Raw genomic sequence first — 18,274 nt, forward strand, 5'->3', positions numbered from 1 at the left:
TGAACTGTTAATTTTTATTAAAAGTATTTATAATCCATATCTCTTATTAAACTGTTGACGAAATATCTTAAATTCAAATCTTTCTAGGAGGCTCCTGTTTTATGGGATGGTCCGGACAGCAGAATGAGAAAGCGTTTATATTAAATAGCGAATAAGAAAGCGAATGCAACAAAATAAAAAAATAGTTTGGCCTAATGTAATGGCCCCAATGGCAGCAGTTTACCCTCATGTAAGAAACATACATGATGATGCTGTGCGAGATGATTATTATTGGATGATTGATTACTTTAAAAAAGGAGAAAAAGCTCAAGAAGTTATTGACTATCTGGAAAAGGAAAACGATTACACCAGTTTGATGCTTCAGGATACAGTAGACCTACAGGAGGATCTTTTTCACGAATTGAAGTCCCGTATTAAGGAAAAAGACGAGTCGGTACCTTATTTCAAAAATGGCTACTACTATTATAGCCGTACGGAAGAGGGGAAACAGTATTTTAAATTCTGTCGGAAAAAGGGTACGCTTGAGGGCGAAGAAGAAGTGCTATTGGATGTAGATCAGCTTGCCCAAGGGCATGCATATTATACGGCAAAGGGATTTTCGGTTAGTCCGGATAATCGTTTGCTTGCCTTTAGTGTGGATACCGTATCCCGGAGGGAATATACCATATTTATCAAAAATATTGAGACCGGAGAAATTTATCACGACCAGATAAAGAATACAGAGGGGGCAGCGATATGGGGAAATGATAACCTGACGTTGTTTTATACGGCTAAAAATCCTATAACTTTACTTAGCGAGAGGATTATGCGACATACATTGGGCAGCGATACAAAAGCGGATGTGGCCGTGTATGAAGAGAAAGATAATACAAATTATATTGCTGTCGGGAAATCCAAAAATGGAAAATATATCATCATCAATTCTGAAGGGACATTGTCTTCAGAAATTTGGATATTGAATGCTGATTTACCGCAGTCGGAATTTCGCGTTTTTCAGCCAAGGATACACAATGTTCTCTATTCGGTCATTGCATTGGACGATCGCTTTTTAATTCTGACCAATGATGAGGCCATCAATTTTCAAATCATGCAATGTCCCTTAGATCGTACAGAGCGCGGTAACTGGCAGACATTCATCGATCATCGACCGGATGTATTGGTCAGCGATATTAAAGAGTTTAAGGGTTTTCTAGCTATTGCTGAACGAAAAAACGGATTGACTCAATTGGCAATTTATAATTTAAATAGTCAGCAACAGCACTATTTGGATTTTGGAGAAGTTACCTACACGGTATATCCGGCTATTAATGTTGAATACAACAGCGATAAGTTGCGATATGGCTATACTTCTTTAGTGACACCAAGCTCAGTCTATGAATATGACATGGCTAAGCAGGAGAAAGTATTGTTAAAGCAACAGGAGATTTTGGGTGGATATGACCAAGCTGCATATATCAGCGAGCGTGTTTTTGCAACGGCAAGAGATGGTATTCAGGTGCCGATCTCTATTGTTTATAAAAAAGGAACCAAACTTGATGGTTCAGCTCCATTGTTGCAATATGCCTATGGATCTTACGGGGCATCGATGGACCCCACTTTTTCGAGCAATCGACTGAGTTTGTTGGATCGTGGATTTATCTACGCTTTGGCACATATCAGAGGTGGAGAGGAAATGGGGCGGCAGTGGTATGAAGATGGGAAAATGATGCATAAGATGAATACCTTTTATGATTTTGTGGATTGTGGTAAATACCTGATTGATCGACATTATTGTACACCCGAACATCTTTATGCACAGGGGGGAAGTGCAGGAGGTTTGCTGATGGGCGTAGTCGCTAATATTGCGCCCGAGCTATATCATGGCATAATAGCTCAGGTACCGTTTGTGGATGTAGTGAATACCATGTTGGACGATACTATACCGTTGACTACAAATGAATATGATGAATGGGGCAATCCCAATGAAAAGGAAGCTTATAGTTATATGAAGGCCTATTCTCCATATGAAAACATTGAAGCAAAAGAATACCCCAATTTATTGGTCACAACTGGGCTTCACGACAGTCAGGTGCAGTATTTTGAACCAGCAAAATGGGTGGCTAAACTTAGGGCAACTAAAACCGGAGGTACGGTTTTACTTTTAAAGACAGATATGGATTATGGCCACGGTGGGGCATCTGGTCGATTTGACTACTTAAAGGAAATTGCATTGGAATATGCTTTTCTCTTTAAATTAGAAGGTCTTATTTGAAATTATACAAACGAACAATAAAAAAGCGGCATTCGCCGCTTTTTTATTGTTGAGCATGATTAATGCTATCCTGTTGTTTTTGTAAACGCTCTTCCCGCTCGATCTCTCTCGAGTCGATCTGATGCTGTTGATAATTGTCCATGGCCACTTTACTGGCTTTCTGCGATACGTAAATCGCTAATAGGGCAACAATAGTAATGATTGCTATTCCCCAGGCATATTTATGTTTGTCTTGTTTGACGAGCCAATACATAAAGATAATGTAAGGGACAGCAAAAATAAGATAGAAAATTAAACTCGGTGACATACTATTCTCCATTAAATGATCCCTACAAAAGTATTGTTTTTGACTAAAAATAACGAACCGATAGGAAAAACAACAATTTCAATTGATAAAGCCTTAAACCTTTATACGTTTTGTTGTCAAATTAATATCGCTAATGTGCGCGGTCTATTGCCGGCTTATTGCGGATTAATTGCTTGAAAATGAAGCTTACAACGCGGTTTTGATGGTAGATTGTAAATTTTTGATTTTTGCAAAAAATCAATTAGAATATTGTGGAAAAGAAAAAAATATTTTTATACATTTGCATCGTCAGAAACAATTGACAGCGCATTAAAAAATGAAACAGAACAAAAAGAACGATTATTCTTATACTCAAGCTTTTGAGAAGTTTATGAGGAAGGTCTTCTGTGCTTTCATTTTTGTAGAAATACCTGTTTTACGCCTCCGACGACCTATACTACCTCGGGCTTGATTTGAGGTAGTGAATCTTTCCAAGCAAGACCATGATTGTCCGATGGTTTTGAATCCATTATTTTAATTTATTTAGTAACAAAACACGACAGTAGTTGTTGTTTTATTATTAGGGTCGTAAGTCAATGACTATATCAGATTTTTTAATTATCCCGGCTAAACCTGAGCATGCACATTATGCAGAGGTTATTTGCGACGAAATGTTCGAGTCTGCAAAGGCTCGTGGTACTGGTATTGCGCGTCGTAAACCAGAATACGTTGCCAACAAGATGAATGAAGGTAAAGCAGTGATTGCTTTACATAGAGATGGCCGATGGGCAGGTTTTTGTTATATAGAAACTTGGGGGCATGGTGATTATGTTGCGAACTCAGGTTTGATTGTCAATCCCGAATTCAGAAAAGTCGGTTTGGCAAAAGCGATCAAAAAAAGAGTCTTCGAACTTTCCCGTGAGAAATACCCTAAAGCGAAGATCTTTGGTTTGACAACCGGGTTTGCCGTGATGAAAATCAACTCAGAACTAGGCTATGAACCGGTTCCATATTCCGAATTGACCTCCGATGATGAATTTTGGAAGGGTTGTCAAAGTTGCGTGAATTATGAAATTCTGATGAGCAAAGACCGTAAAAACTGTATGTGTACAGCCATGCTTTGGGACCCCGAAGAGAAAGAACGTGAATTGCGAGAGAAGATCCAGCGCAAGCATGAAGCGAAAGAACGCTTGGAAAGAATTACACAAAAACAGTCTCTGCTAAAGCGTATACAGGCGAAGTTTTGGAAATCGGCCAATAAATTTATTGCCGTCAATTTTCCGAAGCATAACAAAGTAGCAAAAGGATATTAAGCTAAAGCTGATCGATTATATTGAAAATTGATGTAACAGGTAACTGAAGACGTTCATAATAACAAGATCAGTTCAAGGTTCTCTCAACATAATAATAAAAAACCGAGTGAAACGAGCTTAAGTCAGCCGTTGAAAACAAACACTCATAAAATAACATTCTAATGAAAAAAGTAGTTTTAGCATTTAGTGGCGGATTAGATACTTCATTCTGTTGTATTTATCTTACACAAGATTTAGGTTTAGAAGTTCATTCCGTAGTTGTAAATACAGGTGGTTTTTCGGATGAAGAATTAAAAAATATTGAAGAACGTGCTTATGCTTTAGGTGTGAAATCACATACAGCTATAGACGAAACGGCAGACTATTACCGCGAAACTATTAAATTTTTGATTTTTGGCAATGTGTTAAAAAATGCGACTTATCCATTGTCAGTATCTGCTGAGCGTGTATGCCAAGCAACCGCAATTGCAAACTACGCAAAGAAAATTGGTGCTGAATGTGTTGCTCATGGATCTACCGGTGCAGGAAACGACCAAGTACGTTTCGATATGATTTTCCAGACCCTGATTCCAGGAGTGGAAATTATCACCCCAATCCGTGATCTGCAATTGTCGCGTGAAGCCGAAATTGAGTATTTGAATAAGCATGGTGTAGAGTATTCTGCTGAAAAAGCAAAATACTCCATCAATAAAGGACTTTGGGGTACTTCTGTTGGTGGAGCAGAAACATTGACATCCAACCAATATTTGCCTGAATCGGCATGGCCTACTCCAGTGACTTCTTCAGAGCCACAACAAATTACAATCGATTTTGAAAAAGGAGAGCCTGTGGCCTTAAATGGTGAGAAAATGGCTTCTGTTAAAGTGATTCAAGAATTACAGGCAATCGCTCAACCATACGGTATTGGCCGTGATATCCACGTGGGTGATACCATCATTGGTATCAAAGGTCGTGTGGGTTTTGAAGCTGCTGCTTCTGTCATTTTAATTAAGGCACACCATGCCTTAGAAAAACATACCTTGACCAAATGGCAATTGTCTTGGAAAGACCAAATCGCTGCTTTCTATGGAAATTATATGCACGAAGGCCAAATGCACGATCCCGTTATGCGTGATATTGAAGCATTCTTGCAATCTTCACAAGAAACAGTGACTGGCCGAGTGATTGTTGAACTTCACCCATACCGTTTTGTCGTCATTGGTGTCGAGTCTGAACACGATTTGATGTCCAATAAATTCGGTAGCTATGGTGAGATGAATAAGGGCTATACAGGTGACGATGTGAAAGGTTTCTCCAAAATTTTTGGAAATCAAACCATCATTTGGCACAAAGTGAATAAAAAATAAACCGTGTTTTGTGCCCTGTATTTTTTCTTAACGTAAAATTGATAAGAAAAAATACAGGGCATAATGGGGGACAACACATCCCTAAATTCTAAATTCAAAAAAATGATAAGAGTAGGAATAATTGGTTCGGCAGGATATACTGGTGGTGAATTATTACGTGTATTGATTTATCATCCTGAGGTGGAAATCGTATTTGCTAATAGTGCTTCCAATGCAGGAAATAAGTTATATGAAGTTCACAATGATTTATTTGGCGATACTGAATTGACCTTCTCTTCCGACTATCACTCCGCGATTGATGTCTTGTTTTTATGTGTGGGCCATGGAGATGCACGCAAATTTTTAGATGCAAATCCGATCGATGCATCCGTGAAGATTATTGATCTTTCACAAGATTATCGTCTTCGTGCGAATACAGCTTTCCAAGGGCACCAATTTGTGTATGGGCTTCCAGAACTAAACAAAGAAGCAATCAAAACAGCGCAGTATATTGCAAACCCAGGATGCTTTGCTACAAACATACAATTGGCTTTATTGCCATTAGCGAGTAAAGGCTTATTACCGGATCAAATCCATGTTAATGCAACGACTGGATCAACAGGAGCGGGGCAAAAACCGGGTGCAACCACGCATTTTTCCTGGCGTAACAATAATCTTTCTGCTTACAAATCTTTTGAACACCAGCATTTACAGGAAATTTCAGAATCTTTGGATCAGCTGCAAGCGGGATTTTTACCGGTGTCAGCAGGATCGTTGTTGGAACGTGCTGCAGCAAAAATTAATTTTGTTCCACAACGTGGAGATTTTGCCCGGGGAATTTTCTCGGCTATTTATGTAGACACCGATTTGTCTGAAGAGCAGGCCTACGCATTGTATGAGAGCTATTATGCCGCTCACCCTTTTACGCATATCAGCAAAAAAAATATCGACCTTAAGCAGGTTGTCAATACAAATAAAAGTATTATCCACCTCGAAAAGCACGGAAATAAGCTCCTTATTTTAAATGCGACTGATAATTTGCTTAAAGGAGCATCCGGTCAAGCTGTACAAAATATGAACTTAATGTTCGGTTTAGACGAGCGTACAGGATTAAACTTGAAAAGCGTTGGTTTTTAACCCTTTTTAGGATATTAAACAGCAATATTAACAAGTTGTGAATAACTTGGGAGTTCGTCCTGAAAGCGAAATAAGGTTTTCAACATTTTATTAATATCGTGTGGAAAAGTGAAGGGTAGCCCCTTCACTTTTTTATGAATCGGTCTTTCGAAACGTACATTATCCAGTTATGAACAATGATATGTCGTTTTTCAAAAAAACGGACTCTTATGTCGACAGCCTATTGAATCAGAGTGAATTGATAGGTTGGACTTTGATGATGGATATTATTTTTAGAAACTCAAAACTACCAAAAGGCCAGTTGCTGATAAAAATTCGATGTCCAAATTGTTTGAATATGGTAGATAAAGACCATCAAATGGATAAAGGATGCGTTCTTCAATTTCAAAATTACCATCTAACGTAAATGCAAATACGTTTTTGTGGTCTGGGCCAGTTTGTAATTCAAAATCATGTTTTCCAGCAAATGCACCGAAGTAGAACTGAAAATCAGTAGCTAAATCGGTGCCTACAGGATACATCTTGTTTTTCTCAAATGAAGATGTAAATGGAAGATCCACGATATGAGGTAGTGTAGGAGTGTGTATTGTCGAATTAAGTCCAAATTCTTGAAAGGTCACTGGGCCTTCAGTTTCGGACGATGCCCTTATATGAATTGCCGTACTATTTCCAGGATTGCATATTAAGATTGTCCCAACGGGTACCGTGTAGGTTTGGCCATTCATTGTTACAAGTAGATCCCCAATCAAAGGAATCAAAAGCGAGACCGTACCTTTATTGGTCGGGAGATCCAAAGTGCCTTGAGGCGCAACTTCCCAGTTATTGACCTGTTGAAGTCGACCAATAGCTTCCCGGTGAGGAGCAGCAAAGGAGCCATAATTGAGGGTGCTCCTGACTAAATGTGTTCCGGTAGATGTTTCCCCTCGCTGTTCCGCGATATAGATTCTAATATCCTGCATGATCAGGCTGTTAAGCATTAACATGAATCGTCATTTTCATTTGGAAACCTTCAGATAAGGATCCTGTGACCGTAGACATTTCTTTGGTAACACCATCGCTGAATACGTTGTCATTGGCATTATAGGTATATCCTGAAACACCTTTTTTGTAACCATAAGATGAACCTGTATTATTGACTTCAAGACACAGGCTATCTTGAAAAGCGATTTGTGTCACTAATAGCGATTTACCGGTAGCATCATATACATGGACGTGAATATGTGTTGCTCGGCCTTGATACCAGCCCGGAAAGATGGTTTGGAAAGAAACAAGTCCATTGGCATTGGTAACTTGTCTACCACGATACCAATTGACAGACTGATAGTTGCTGGATTGCATTTGTGTTCCACCATATTGCGAGTAATTACCTTCCACATCACAATGCCATATATCCACTAAGGCACCTTCTAGTGCCGCACAGTTATTATTTGTATTGACAATAGTAATTAAACCGAGCATATTAGCCCCAATACCATCACCTTTGCGTATATCTGAGCGGACATAACTTGAAGGTGTTTTTGTCGGAAAGGGCCCTTCGGTTTCAGATGGTGTCACACTACAGCTTGAATCAACATTGACGTCAGTGCCCTCGTCCGTGGTTGATGCGGTATCGTCTTTCTTGCAGGCTGCCCAGACCATTGGACCTGTAAATGCCAGCAATGATAAGGTTTTTATAAAATTTTTGCGTTCCATATCTCTTCTTTTTTATGAATGGAAGCAAGGTAGTGGACGGAGATGTAAAATAATGTTAAGTGTCGATAAAGAGGCTTATTGCATCGACGAATCACGTAAACATTTGATCACTTCATTATAGTACCCATCGCCGACTTTCAATGTGAAGTTGGGTAATTGTATTTTACGTTGTGAAAACGTAATGATGTGTTTGACCGCGATAACAAAACTGCGATGAATGCGGATAAACTGATTTGGCGGTAAACGATCCAACATGGCTTTCATCGTCGACAAAGTCAATATTGTTTTTCCTTGTATGAGATGAATTTTGATATAATCTTGCATGCTTTCCAAACACTCAATTTCATCAAGGTAGATTTTGATGCGTTGATATTCCACATTAACGATTAAGAAAGGGCGATGGCTCTGTGAAGCTGAACGTGTCATTGCCTTATCGATAGCCCGTTCAAAACGAGTGAAGTCAAATGGTTTGAGAAGATAGTCTACTGAATCAAGTTCAAATCCATCTATCGCATATTCTTTATGTGCCGTAGTGAAAATCAATAAGGGTCTTGGATTTAAGTTTTTTGCAAAATCAATACCGTTGATTTCGAGCATATCAATATCCAAAAAAATCAAATCAACACTGTTATTGGCGAGATACAACTTCGCTTCATGGGGGTTATTGAAGGTTCCAGCAAGCTGTATAGCGGGATGCTTTGCTGTGAACGTAGAAATAACACGAAGAGCCAATGGTTCATCGTCAAGAGCTATGCAAGTTAACATCGATTAAATTAAGATAGACTGCTTTATGTATACATAATCGTATAGCCTAATATAAAAACAATTTATGGAGAAATATAGAGGATAAGCTGAACAAAAAAAGAATGATCCTCCTGTTGGATCGTCAGGCGGTGCCTGTCGGCATAAAAATGTTCCAATAGACGTTGAACATTTTTAAGGCCTGTTCCTGTGCGGTGTTGTTCGGTTGACTGTGTAGCAATGCTATTCTTTACATTTAATGTGCAGGATGTTGGCGTTAGAATGACCTCAAAACTTAATTGGCAGGGCTCTATGGTGCTTAATCCATATTTGAACGCATTTTCAACAAAAGGAAGCAGCACAAATGCGTGTATCGTTTTAGGGTGTTCGAGCCCCGTATAGTGTTCACTGATCGAACAATTCGGGCCAATGCGTAGCTTTTGGAGATTGATAAAATCTTGTATAGCCTGGATTTCGATCTTGATGTCAATCGTATCACTGTGCCGTTCATCCATGTAATAACGCATTAATTGCGAAAGACGATGAATACTACTTGCGACGGCATCATCATTGGTCAGTGCCAATGCGTAAATATTATTTAAGGTATTAAACAAGAAGTGGGGGTGGACTTGCGCTTTTAAAAAGGAAAGTTCGGCCTTCATACGGTCTTGTTCGACCAATTGCATTTTTTGCTGCGTTTCCATCCAATAGGTTACGATTCTATAGAGCGCGGCAAGGCTAATAGTTAACAGGAAAATATACACAGAAGCGATATCGATAGGTTGTGGCCGTTGTCCCGGGGATTGCCCTGGACCTCGGTATGGGAAATGCCTAGCAGATGGTGGCGGTGGAAAATCAGGATGATGCCTAGGTGAAAATTCTCTGTCCCCAGGGGTCGGTAATTGTTGACGTCCAATACGCATCAGCCGGTCAAAGGGCTGAAGATAGCAAGCTAGTAACAAACCTGTCAAAATAATGGAGATTCCGTAACTGATAAATTTTCGATGCTTTATGCTGTATGGAATCAGTACATAGGCATTGACATAAAATAGGATTAAAAAACAGCCTGTGAAAATCCAAAATGCCGGTGCAAAAAGTATTTCCTTAATTTCCAATTGACCGTTGTTAAAAAATAGTACTGGAAAGGATAAGAAAATAAGCCAGGCGAGTCCATGGATCAATATGGAGATTTGTTTTTGTCCTAAGATACGTTTTGATGTGCTATAAGCAGATTTGTCCATGGAGCTTGCTATTTTAGCTTTTATAAAAGGGGACTCTGATCCTAAAAATACACAAAAAGATTAGATCGTATTTTTAAAATGTTAAAATATACATCTCATTTTATAATAGTTCATTTAAATGGAAAGGAATGGTGGTCAATTATTGCCGTTTTTTTACACAATCGATTGATATACATTTCCTTTCTTTTTCTGTAAATCTAAGCCTTATCTTCATCAAATAATCCAGTTTCACAAACCGATACCATCTTTATTCAATAGTAAAGTGCAGCATAAAGGTAGCTGATAAATTGAATTTCGGAACTAATAAAGTAGTCGGTTTCGCGAAGTATTAGAATGTAATAGCATCTCGAGTTTATGACGAATATGAATAACCGCAGGTAGTATAACTAGCTTAAGGTTGATATATAAATTGATAAAAAAAATAAAGTATGAAAAGAAAACACTTTATCCAGTATCTCTTTCTGGGAGCTTTATCCTGTCTTTCGATAAGCGGTATCGCACAGACAGCAGGGAAGACGTATGCCGTTCCTCTAGCCGGGAACGCTTTCATCACCGCAGGGCAAGCCGGTGATGCGGAAATTTCCGGTCGTAATGGCCTCGTAAAATGGTCAAGCAATCAGGAAGTGGCATCGGTTTATTTTCGGGCTCAGAAAGCAGGGAAATTGACATTAAAGCTGAAAGCGAAAAATGATGCTGGGAAATCTAAAATAGAAATTGACGCACTAGGGAAAAAAGCCGTTGTAGATGTTGAAGGAAATGAACTTGCCGAAACAGCTCCGCTGTCCATTGAAATAAAGGCTCCCGGTTATGTTCGGGTCGACCTAAAAGGAGTCAGTAAATCGGGCAGTAATTTTGCTAATGTGACAGAACTACTTGTTAGCGGTGAAGCCGCGTCAGAAGGACTTATCTATTCTGATAACCCCGACTATTACTACTGGTCCCGAAGAGGACCTTCCTGTCATCTTAATTATACCGTTCCTACGGAGGGCAACGTGAGTTACTATTATAATGAAGTTACCGTCCCTCAAGGCGAAGATAAAGTTGGTTCCTATTTTATGGCGAATGGTTTTGGCGAAGGCTACTTTGGTATACAGGTTAATTCAGAAACCGAGCGACGTATCTTATTTTCCGTATGGAGTCCATTCCATACAGATGATCCGAAAAGTATTCCAGATGAGCAAAAAATCCATCTACTAAAAAAAGGAAAGGATGTGCATTCGGGCGAGTTTGGAAATGAAGGGTCAGGCGGGCAGAGTTACCGCAAGTACTTTTGGAAAGCAGGTATAACCTATAAGTTTCTCTTGAAAGGTGTGCCCGATGGAAGAGGAAATACCGACTATACCGCCTGGTTTTTTGTACCTGAAGAGAATGCATGGAATGTGATCGCAAGCTTCAAACGTCCGCAGACAAATACCTACCTGAAACGATTCCATAGTTTCTTGGAGAACTTTAGTCCGAATCAAGGCTACCTGGGTAGAAAGGTTGAGTTTGGCAATCAATGGGTCTATGATGGGCAATGGAAAGCTGTACAAGCGGCTTCTTTCAGTGTGGATAATACCTATCGTGCAAATCAGCGCATTGATGCAATCGGCGGCATCAACAAAAACGGATACTTTCTTAGAAATGGTGGTTTCTTTAGTGACGTTGTTAAGCAAGGAAGTAAGTTTGAATTCCGGAATAAAAATAATGCACCAGAAATTGATTTTGACAAACTACCTTAATCAAAAAGGAATAAAGACGATGCCTTATTGTTGCTCAAAGTTTATCCTAAACAAAAAAGAGTCGCATTTCAATGCGACTCTTTTTTGTTTTGTACAGCTCTGGATTTATTTTTCAGACAGTTTGATATCACGTTCTACCGAAACATTATCTCCGGTAACAGCATTACCATCCTTATCTACTAGAGTCAATTTTACTTTATTGTTGCCCATTGGCAGGCCTTTTATCTCATATGGGCCCCATTTGTCCAATGTAAATGTCTGGCCATTGATATCTGCAATTACCTTGTTGCCATCTGGAGCAAGTTTGGTATTGATTACGTAAAAATCTAACAGGAGATTTTTTGTTTCATCTCCTTTATACTCACCTTTAGGTCGAGAATAGAAAAGTGATGATTCCTTTGGTGTTGCATCCGTCGTCAATTTACCCGTTGCATCAATCTTAAATTTTACCAATTTAGAAGCTTCAGTGGTTTTTATGGATTCATGATAGGATCTTGATAAAAATGAGAGCAGGTAATGTTCCGAATTTAACGGTACTGTTACAGAGTTCTCGGGCTTGTAGAGAGCCGTGTAAGGTTTATTGTCTAAAATAAAATGAATATGTTGCCCATCATGCGAATTTGCCATATGGGCAGCATGGGCATCATCGGTCATCTCCGTTAATTTGAAATTCTTAATCGCATATTTTACAGTTACTTTTGCGGAGTCTGTTCCTACCTTTTCTGCAGTGATCGAGGCGATCTGCAGATCAGCTCCAGGAAATTCTTTCGAGTCTGCAATAGGACTAACGGTGATTGAGTCCATTTTCTGTGCAGTATTTGTGTCCATACTGCTGCTTGAGTCAGCTCCACCTGTACTTTTCGTAGATGAGTTGTTACACCCGATAGCGCCTACCATGAGCGCTACTGCAGCAGTAATACCGATAATTCTGTAATACTTCATAATTTTTTTGTTTAATTTTTTAATCATTCAGCATCTTAAGTAACAGTCTATGTTCCTATTTTGTTTGTAATAAGGTTAAAAATAGGCCGTTTGGGCTACTCATTGAAGTTTAATACACAGTGAATTAAATATTTTTAAAAAAATAGTCATATTAGATGTAATAAATCGATAAGCTGAAATGTCTTGATAATATAAAAGGCACAGGTGATACGGAGATGGGGCAAAAGCCGATTAGAAGATTAAAATAGCGTAAGTCTCAATATTGACGATAACATGAACCAAGAGCAATTTAAAAATACCGTTTTCATCCATAAGGATAAGCTATTTCGCTTTGCGAAACGGATCTTGGTTGATGATGATGAGGCTTTTGATGCGGTACAAAATGTGATGATGCGGTTGTGGCAATTAAAAGATCAGCTGCTTCAATATAAAAATATGGAAGCCTTCTGCATGCAGAGTGTTAAAAATGAAGCGCTCAATCGTCTAAAAAAAGATAAGGTCAGGGCAGACTTTGTTGAGCAGCATCAGGTTGTTACCATGACGGAACATACTGTTGGGAATACGAAAGAAATTATCCTTGAAATGATCAATTCCCTTCCCGAAAAACAACGGCTTGTTATGCATCTGCGCGATGTTGAGGATTATGACATCGATGAAATCGGTGAAGTATTGGAGATGGGCGAGTCTGCGGTAAGAGTTAATCTGATGCGTGCTAGACAGAAGGTAAAAGAACAATTGACAAAATTATTCGATTATGAAACCATGAGGATTTATTCTGATAAGAAATAAACACGATTGTTTCATCGTCTTTGAAAATAAGATGAACAGTGATGAAAGATAAGAAATTAAAAGAATTGGAAGAGAAGTACTTTAATGGCCAGTCGTCATTAGAGGAAGAAAGAGCATTGAAAAGCTCGGATGATGCTTTTTTTCAATCATTGAATCAGGAAAAGAATAGGACAATGGATTGGTCCTTTGAGGACTTCCAAAGTGAGATCAATGATGATAAGAAACGTATTATCTGGTGGAATAATAGCTGGATAAAATATGCAGCAGCAGCCATGTTGTTAATGGCTATTGGAATTGCACTATTCCTAAATCAGGAACCAACAACGCGAGTACCTGTACTTGCCGAAAAGGAAATGAAAGAGCTAAAATCCGCGGACAAGAAGCTGATCGAACAACAAAATGAAGAAACGGTAGTTTCCAATGCTAATGATGGGACCCCTTCGGTGGAAAGCGGTAAGACGTTACAGATCGCAGAAACGCTCAAACATTCTAAAGTTAAAAAACGAGCGAAGGCATGGACTGAAAAGAAGAAAATAGTTGCTGAAAGTCTGCAATCAGTCGAAAGTGAACCCTATCAGGCAGATTATGTGGTTTTGAATGGGAAACCTGTCGCGAACGAACAGGAAGCTGTTGAACTGACCCTAAAATCTTTAGGCTTACTGGCAAATAATCTGGAAAATGGTGTAGATAAAGCAATGAATATAAAACAAATGTCAATAACGATTAACTAAAATAAAATGAAAGGTTTTTTAATAGCTTGCCTTCTACTTGTAGCAAGTATGGCAAATGCACAAATTTCAAAATTGGATAAACTTTTTGAACAATATCAAGGAAAGAAAGGTGTGACAACACTAAAAATCGGGGCGCCGATGTTCAAGCTATTGGGTAATTTGAAAATAGACGATGAGGATATGCAGACAATTACACCACTACTTAAGAATGTTAAATCGTTGCGGATGCTGATTGTTGAAGATGGGGAGGATAAAGCCTTAACAGGTATTATTCAAGGGGCAGTTTCAAATTTAAAGTATGAAGAACTCATGTCGCTCAATAATGAAGGTCAGGATATCCGGTTCATGGTCGAAAATATGTCTGCAAATGCCGACATCTTAAACAATCTGTTACTAACGATCAACGGAGATGGGCAAAATCTATTTATGATCCTTGACGGGGCTATACCGTTGAAAGACGTGACTAGCTTGGTCAACGAAGGGAACAATAAAGTGAGTAAGAATAAAGGTGATAACAACAAAAAGTAGAAGATTATGAAAAGATTACTAACCTTGTTGTGCCTAGTTGGCGTTCTTTTCTCCATGCAGTCATGCATGATAAAAAAAGCCTCCAATATGGATTTCGTCAGCCGGTCTAATGTATCGGACGACGCTGAGATTGTTGCCATTAATTTACCGATGTGGTTAACAAAACCCTTTATGAAAAAAGCCTTAAAGGACGATAATGATGAAGAGTCTCGTGCAATGGCTGAAATTGTAAAGAAATTAAAGAAGTTCAGAATGCTGACACTTTCAAATAATGACAAAACGAAGAATGCACGGATTTTGGACGATTACCATAAGTTTTTGAAGAAGAACAAATTTGAGGAATTACTGGTTATTAACACGGATGGACAGGAGATTTCGCTGAATGCGCGTATTGATAAGAATAATGTTATTCAGCGGGTTTCTCTACTCGTTCATGATAACGAAGATGAAAGTGTTTTTATGGATATCAAAGGTAAGTTTTCATTGGATGAACTTATTGCCGGACTAAATAAGATGAAATCTAAAGATAAGAAGCTGGCAAACAAACTCTAATAAGCACGTTGATTCGAGCCTATACTTCCACTAACCTATAAAAAAAGCCCTCTAGTAATATACTGGAGGGCTTTTTTATAGTAGTTTGATTTTATGCACTAAAGACAATGTCTAAAGCATCGAAAATATGTTTTTTTGCCTGGTCAAGATCCGCTGCTGTATGTGCATCAGAAACAAAGCCTACTTCATAGCCTGAAGGACCAAAATATACGCCACGATTTAACAATTCGCGGTGCATAATTTTATAAGATTCCATCGATTTAGGATCGATTTCACTCGCTTTTTTAATTTCGTGCTGTTCTGTGAAGGCAAACCAAAAAATAGAAGCCACATGGAAAAGTTGAACTTTATATCCTTTCTCCGCAATATAAGTACGCATATCATTGACGAAAGCTTCTGTTTTGGCATTTAAATTTGTGTAGAAATCCTTTTGTGCCAAGATACCTAATGCGGCAATGCCGGCAGCCATAGCAACTGGATTTCCGGATAAAGTTCCGGCTTGGTAAACTGCACCATCAGGAGATATACAGGCCATCAATTCTTTTGAGGCTCCATAGGCACCAACAGGCATTCCGCCACCAATAATTTTACCGTAGGTAATAATATCAGGTTGTACATCATAGTAAGCTGAAGCACCTTCAAAACCAACACGGAATCCTGTGATCACTTCATCCATAATCAACATTGCACCATGTTCTTTGGTGATATTACGTAAGAAGTGAACATACTCCTTAGATTGCAACAATAAGCCATTGTTTGCAGGTATACCCTCAATGATAACTGCCGCAATCTGATCTTTAAACTCTGCAAAAGCAGCTTCTAAAGCTTGCTTATCGTTTAATTCGATAACAATGGTTTCGTCTGCAAATGCTTTAGGTACACCGGCCGAAGATGTCTCACCAAAGGTTACCAGGCCAGAACCAGCTTTTACCAAAAGAGAATCGGAGTGCCCATGATAACAGCCATCAAATTTGATGATCTTATCACGTTTCGTATAGCCTCTAGCCAAACGGATAGCAGACATTACAGCCTCGGTGCCAGAACTGACAAAGCGAATTTTCTCAATAAATCGATTGTTTTCGATAATCAACTCAGCTAGTTGGTTCTCCAACGCAGTAGGAGCGCCAAAACTTAAGCCTTTCCCGAGTTGTGCCGCTACTGCTTCACGAACTTGATCATTATTGTGCCCTAAAATTAGGGGACCCCATGAACAACAAAAATCGATGAATTCATTGCCGTCCGCATCCCAAAGATGCGCCTTATCGCCACGTTCAATAAATAATGGGGTACCATATACGGATTTGAAGGCCCTAACAGGAGAGTTTACGCCTCCAGGGAAATATTGTTTTGCTTTTTCAAATAGCTCAGCAGATTTTGCTCTTGAAATATCAGGTGCTTGCATAGTCTATGTATTTGAATGCGAAGTTATCTTTTTTTGAGAAGATAAGTCTCATAGAAACGTAAGGAATCCATAATAGCCTGATATTAGCTATTTAAATTGAGTAATAGTTTCCTTTTTTAGCAATTGTATTTCTTGTTTATTGACAAACAGGATAATCTCATTGGCCGATTTAATTTCAATCTCAAAAGCCGTCTTATTATCATTATATTTTCCAAAAAGGCTTGGACTAAAAAAGTACCCACTGAATTTTTTGCTATCTAATATTGCAAAATTGCCCACTTTTTGATGAACTGAAGTTGGGGGACTTTGATGGTTTGAATTTGAAAAGGTGAAAAAGGCGTCGCCATTCTTATTAAATATGATTGATTTCAATTTAGCGTTGGCCGCAATCCAATTGCCTTCTAAAAAGGAGTAAAATGTATGTTCATGTACGGAAGGAGCCGATAACAGGAAACTGCTGATTATAATACTTTTTAACATAATAAGGTGGATTATAATTTTCTGTTTGACCGCAATGTAATAAAAAGGTTTAAATAATATTTTAAAAAAAGCAGAAGCTCGGAAATGAATTCCCGAGCTTCTGTTAGTTATATTCCGATTATCGAAGATAATTTGGAAGTTGTTAAATAAAACCTTTCTCCAATACTTCTTTGGAATGGTAGGATAAGATTGCAGTAGCGCCAGCACGTCTGAAGCTCAATAACGTTTCTAGAATGACACGTTCGTCTAACCAGCCGTTTTGAATAGCCGCCTTTAACATCGCATATTCTCCGCTGACATTATATACCGCAATTGGCAGATCGAAGTTGTCTGCAAGAAGTTTAACGATATCTAAGTAGGGAAGTCCTGGTTTTACCATCAGAAAATCTGCTCCTTCCTGTGCATCGAGCTGTGCTTCGATAAGCGCCTCTTTTGCATTGGCAGGATTCATCTGGTAGGTCTTTTTATCGCCATGCTTGGGCGCCGAGCCTAAGGCATCTCTAAAAGGACCATAATAGGCCGAAGCATATTTTGCCGTATAGGACATCAAAGAAACGTTTGTAAAACCATTATGGTCCAATAGCTCACGGATGTAACCGATGCGACCATCCATCATATCTGATGGAGCAATGATATCTGCACCTGATTGCGCATGTGCCAAAGCCATCTTGCCCAATACCTCTAATGTCTCATCGTTTAGGATCTCACCGTTTTCGACAATTCCATCGTGCCCATCACTGCTGTAAGGGTCCATAGCAACATCCGTTACGATACAAGCTTCCGGAAAATTTTTCTTTACAGCTGCAATCGCACGTAAGTATAAACTTCCATCACGGTAGCTTTCTGTAGCATATTTGTCTTTTAAGGACTCTTCAATGTTAGGGAAAAGATCAAATGAGCGTAAGCCCAACTTTAGGCAACTTTCCACTTCTTTCAATAGATTGTCTATTGAATAGCGATAGATGCCAGGCATCGATTTAACCTCAGTTTTTTGATTTTGCCCATCGACGATAAAAAGTGGGAAAATCAAATTTGACGCGTCTAAACGTGTCTCTTGAATCATGTCGCGAATCACGGCAGATTTACGATTTCTTCTCGGACGTTGTAACATTATATTAAGATTATTTATGATCTATGTTGTTT

At 38.9% G+C, this 18,274-nt stretch carries 18 protein-coding genes; 9 read left to right on the forward strand and 9 right to left on the reverse strand.

Annotated elements, in window-relative coordinates; translation table 11 throughout:
• The first annotated feature begins 208 nt into the window (after positions 1 to 208).
• Entirely contained in the window at positions 209 to 2,251 is a 2,043-nt protein-coding gene (locus tag B3E92_RS09510) for a S9 family peptidase (RefSeq protein WP_254667650.1), read from the forward strand.
• Positions 2,252 to 2,294: 43 nt separating this feature from the next.
• On the opposite strand, the gene B3E92_RS09515 is transcribed toward B3E92_RS09510, so the two are convergent.
• Positions 2,295 to 2,558: a hypothetical protein gene (locus tag B3E92_RS09515; RefSeq protein WP_046674987.1), complete on the reverse strand. Its 264-nt coding sequence runs from the start codon at positions 2,556 to 2,558 to the stop codon at positions 2,295 to 2,297.
• Between the two features lie 575 nt (positions 2,559 to 3,133).
• Here B3E92_RS09515 and B3E92_RS09520 point away from each other — a divergent pair.
• From B3E92_RS09520 to argC, 3 genes are all read left to right on the forward strand, one after another.
• Positions 3,134 to 3,850 carry a GNAT family N-acetyltransferase gene (locus tag B3E92_RS09520; RefSeq protein ID WP_070561978.1) on the forward strand — a complete coding sequence of 239 codons (717 nt, stop codon included), beginning with the start codon at positions 3,134 to 3,136 and terminating at the stop codon, positions 3,848 to 3,850.
• 161 nt (positions 3,851 to 4,011) lie between these two features.
• A complete protein-coding gene (argG, locus tag B3E92_RS09525; protein WP_070561980.1) occupies positions 4,012 to 5,196 on the forward strand; it encodes an argininosuccinate synthase in 1,185 nt (394 codons plus the stop codon).
• A 102-nt stretch (positions 5,197 to 5,298) separates the two neighbouring features.
• Complete coding sequence (gene argC / locus B3E92_RS09530) at positions 5,299 to 6,312, forward strand: N-acetyl-gamma-glutamyl-phosphate reductase (protein WP_139144907.1); 1,014 nt, start codon at positions 5,299 to 5,301, stop codon at positions 6,310 to 6,312.
• Positions 6,313 to 6,584: 272 nt separating this feature from the next.
• Here the strand turns inward: argC and B3E92_RS09535 are convergent, their stop codons facing one another.
• From B3E92_RS09535 to B3E92_RS09550, 4 genes are all read right to left on the reverse strand, one after another.
• On the reverse strand, positions 6,585 to 7,271 hold the full coding sequence (locus B3E92_RS09535; RefSeq protein WP_139144908.1) for a hypothetical protein: 687 nt from the start codon (positions 7,269 to 7,271) through the stop codon (positions 6,585 to 6,587).
• A 10-nt stretch (positions 7,272 to 7,281) separates the two neighbouring features.
• Positions 7,282 to 8,004 carry an intradiol ring-cleavage dioxygenase gene (locus tag B3E92_RS09540; protein WP_070561986.1) on the reverse strand — a complete coding sequence of 241 codons (723 nt, stop codon included), beginning with the start codon at positions 8,002 to 8,004 and terminating at the stop codon, positions 7,282 to 7,284.
• A gap of 75 nt (positions 8,005 to 8,079) precedes the next feature.
• Entirely contained in the window at positions 8,080 to 8,769 is a 690-nt protein-coding gene (locus tag B3E92_RS09545) for a LytR/AlgR family response regulator transcription factor (RefSeq protein ID WP_070561988.1), read from the reverse strand.
• A 62-nt stretch (positions 8,770 to 8,831) separates the two neighbouring features.
• Positions 8,832 to 9,986: a sensor histidine kinase gene (locus B3E92_RS09550; protein WP_070561990.1), complete on the reverse strand. Its 1,155-nt coding sequence runs from the start codon at positions 9,984 to 9,986 to the stop codon at positions 8,832 to 8,834.
• A 428-nt stretch (positions 9,987 to 10,414) separates the two neighbouring features.
• Here B3E92_RS09550 and B3E92_RS09555 point away from each other — a divergent pair, with 428 nt between their 5' ends.
• Positions 10,415 to 11,707 carry a DUF3472 domain-containing protein gene (locus B3E92_RS09555; protein ID WP_070561991.1) on the forward strand — a complete coding sequence of 431 codons (1,293 nt, stop codon included), beginning with the start codon at positions 10,415 to 10,417 and terminating at the stop codon, positions 11,705 to 11,707.
• A 105-nt stretch (positions 11,708 to 11,812) separates the two neighbouring features.
• Here B3E92_RS09555 and B3E92_RS09560 read toward each other — a convergent pair whose 3' ends face one another.
• A complete protein-coding gene (locus B3E92_RS09560; RefSeq protein WP_286710088.1) occupies positions 11,813 to 12,649 on the reverse strand; it encodes a hypothetical protein in 837 nt (278 codons plus the stop codon).
• Between the two features lie 273 nt (positions 12,650 to 12,922).
• Here B3E92_RS09560 and B3E92_RS09565 point away from each other — a divergent pair, with 273 nt between their 5' ends.
• From B3E92_RS09565 to B3E92_RS09580, 4 genes are read left to right on the forward strand one after another with little or no spacing between them, the layout of a single operon-like run.
• Entirely contained in the window at positions 12,923 to 13,438 is a 516-nt protein-coding gene (locus B3E92_RS09565; RefSeq protein ID WP_286710087.1) for an RNA polymerase sigma factor, read from the forward strand.
• A gap of 41 nt (positions 13,439 to 13,479) precedes the next feature.
• The gene (locus tag B3E92_RS09570) at positions 13,480 to 14,169 is read left to right on the forward strand and encodes a hypothetical protein (RefSeq protein ID WP_286710086.1); all 690 of its coding nucleotides are present in this window, start codon (positions 13,480 to 13,482) and stop codon (positions 14,167 to 14,169) included.
• A 6-nt stretch (positions 14,170 to 14,175) separates the two neighbouring features.
• Entirely contained in the window at positions 14,176 to 14,697 is a 522-nt protein-coding gene (locus B3E92_RS09575) for a DUF4252 domain-containing protein (RefSeq protein WP_046674926.1), read from the forward strand.
• A gap of 6 nt (positions 14,698 to 14,703) precedes the next feature.
• Positions 14,704 to 15,249 (forward strand): DUF4252 domain-containing protein, encoded by a 546-nt coding sequence (locus B3E92_RS09580; protein WP_083295802.1) that lies wholly within the window; start codon positions 14,704 to 14,706, stop codon positions 15,247 to 15,249.
• Positions 15,250 to 15,340: 91 nt separating this feature from the next.
• On the opposite strand, the gene hemL is transcribed toward B3E92_RS09580, so the two are convergent.
• The 3 genes from hemL to hemB form a co-directional block, all read right to left on the reverse strand.
• Entirely contained in the window at positions 15,341 to 16,651 is a 1,311-nt protein-coding gene (gene hemL, locus B3E92_RS09585) for a glutamate-1-semialdehyde 2,1-aminomutase (protein ID WP_286710085.1), read from the reverse strand.
• Between the two features lie 87 nt (positions 16,652 to 16,738).
• Positions 16,739 to 17,131 carry a hypothetical protein gene (locus B3E92_RS09590; protein ID WP_182981025.1) on the reverse strand — a complete coding sequence of 131 codons (393 nt, stop codon included), beginning with the start codon at positions 17,129 to 17,131 and terminating at the stop codon, positions 16,739 to 16,741.
• Positions 17,132 to 17,273: 142 nt separating this feature from the next.
• Entirely contained in the window at positions 17,274 to 18,242 is a 969-nt protein-coding gene (gene hemB, locus B3E92_RS09595; protein WP_070561999.1) for a porphobilinogen synthase, read from the reverse strand.
• Positions 18,243 to 18,274 lie beyond the last annotated feature (32 nt).

This window comes from Sphingobacterium sp. UBA6317 (assembly GCF_002440385.1).
Taxonomy (GTDB): domain Bacteria; phylum Bacteroidota; class Bacteroidia; order Sphingobacteriales; family Sphingobacteriaceae; genus Sphingobacterium; species Sphingobacterium multivorum.

Coding starts and splice junctions, on each gene's coding strand:
- B3E92_RS09510 (WP_254667650.1), top strand. CDS start 209: ATGGCAGCAGTTTACCCTCATGTAAGAAACATACATGATGATGCTGTG.
- B3E92_RS09515 (WP_046674987.1), bottom strand. CDS start 2,558: ATGTCACCGAGTTTAATTTTCTATCTTATTTTTGCTGTCCCTTACATT.
- B3E92_RS09520 (WP_070561978.1), top strand. CDS start 3,134: ATGACTATATCAGATTTTTTAATTATCCCGGCTAAACCTGAGCATGCA.
- argG (WP_070561980.1), top strand. CDS start 4,012: ATGAAAAAAGTAGTTTTAGCATTTAGTGGCGGATTAGATACTTCATTC.
- argC (WP_139144907.1), top strand. CDS start 5,299: ATGATAAGAGTAGGAATAATTGGTTCGGCAGGATATACTGGTGGTGAA.
- B3E92_RS09535 (WP_139144908.1), bottom strand. CDS start 7,271: ATGCAGGATATTAGAATCTATATCGCGGAACAGCGAGGGGAAACATCT.
- B3E92_RS09540 (WP_070561986.1), bottom strand. CDS start 8,004: ATGGAACGCAAAAATTTTATAAAAACCTTATCATTGCTGGCATTTACA.
- B3E92_RS09545 (WP_070561988.1), bottom strand. CDS start 8,769: ATGTTAACTTGCATAGCTCTTGACGATGAACCATTGGCTCTTCGTGTT.
- B3E92_RS09550 (WP_070561990.1), bottom strand. CDS start 9,986: ATGGACAAATCTGCTTATAGCACATCAAAACGTATCTTAGGACAAAAA.
- B3E92_RS09555 (WP_070561991.1), top strand. CDS start 10,415: ATGAAAAGAAAACACTTTATCCAGTATCTCTTTCTGGGAGCTTTATCC.
- B3E92_RS09560 (WP_286710088.1), bottom strand. CDS start 12,649: ATGAAGTATTACAGAATTATCGGTATTACTGCTGCAGTAGCGCTCATG.
- B3E92_RS09565 (WP_286710087.1), top strand. CDS start 12,923: ATGAACCAAGAGCAATTTAAAAATACCGTTTTCATCCATAAGGATAAG.
- B3E92_RS09570 (WP_286710086.1), top strand. CDS start 13,480: ATGAAAGATAAGAAATTAAAAGAATTGGAAGAGAAGTACTTTAATGGC.
- B3E92_RS09575 (WP_046674926.1), top strand. CDS start 14,176: ATGAAAGGTTTTTTAATAGCTTGCCTTCTACTTGTAGCAAGTATGGCA.
- B3E92_RS09580 (WP_083295802.1), top strand. CDS start 14,704: ATGAAAAGATTACTAACCTTGTTGTGCCTAGTTGGCGTTCTTTTCTCC.
- hemL (WP_286710085.1), bottom strand. CDS start 16,651: ATGCAAGCACCTGATATTTCAAGAGCAAAATCTGCTGAGCTATTTGAA.
- B3E92_RS09590 (WP_182981025.1), bottom strand. CDS start 17,131: ATGTTAAAAAGTATTATAATCAGCAGTTTCCTGTTATCGGCTCCTTCC.
- hemB (WP_070561999.1), bottom strand. CDS start 18,242: ATGTTACAACGTCCGAGAAGAAATCGTAAATCTGCCGTGATTCGCGAC.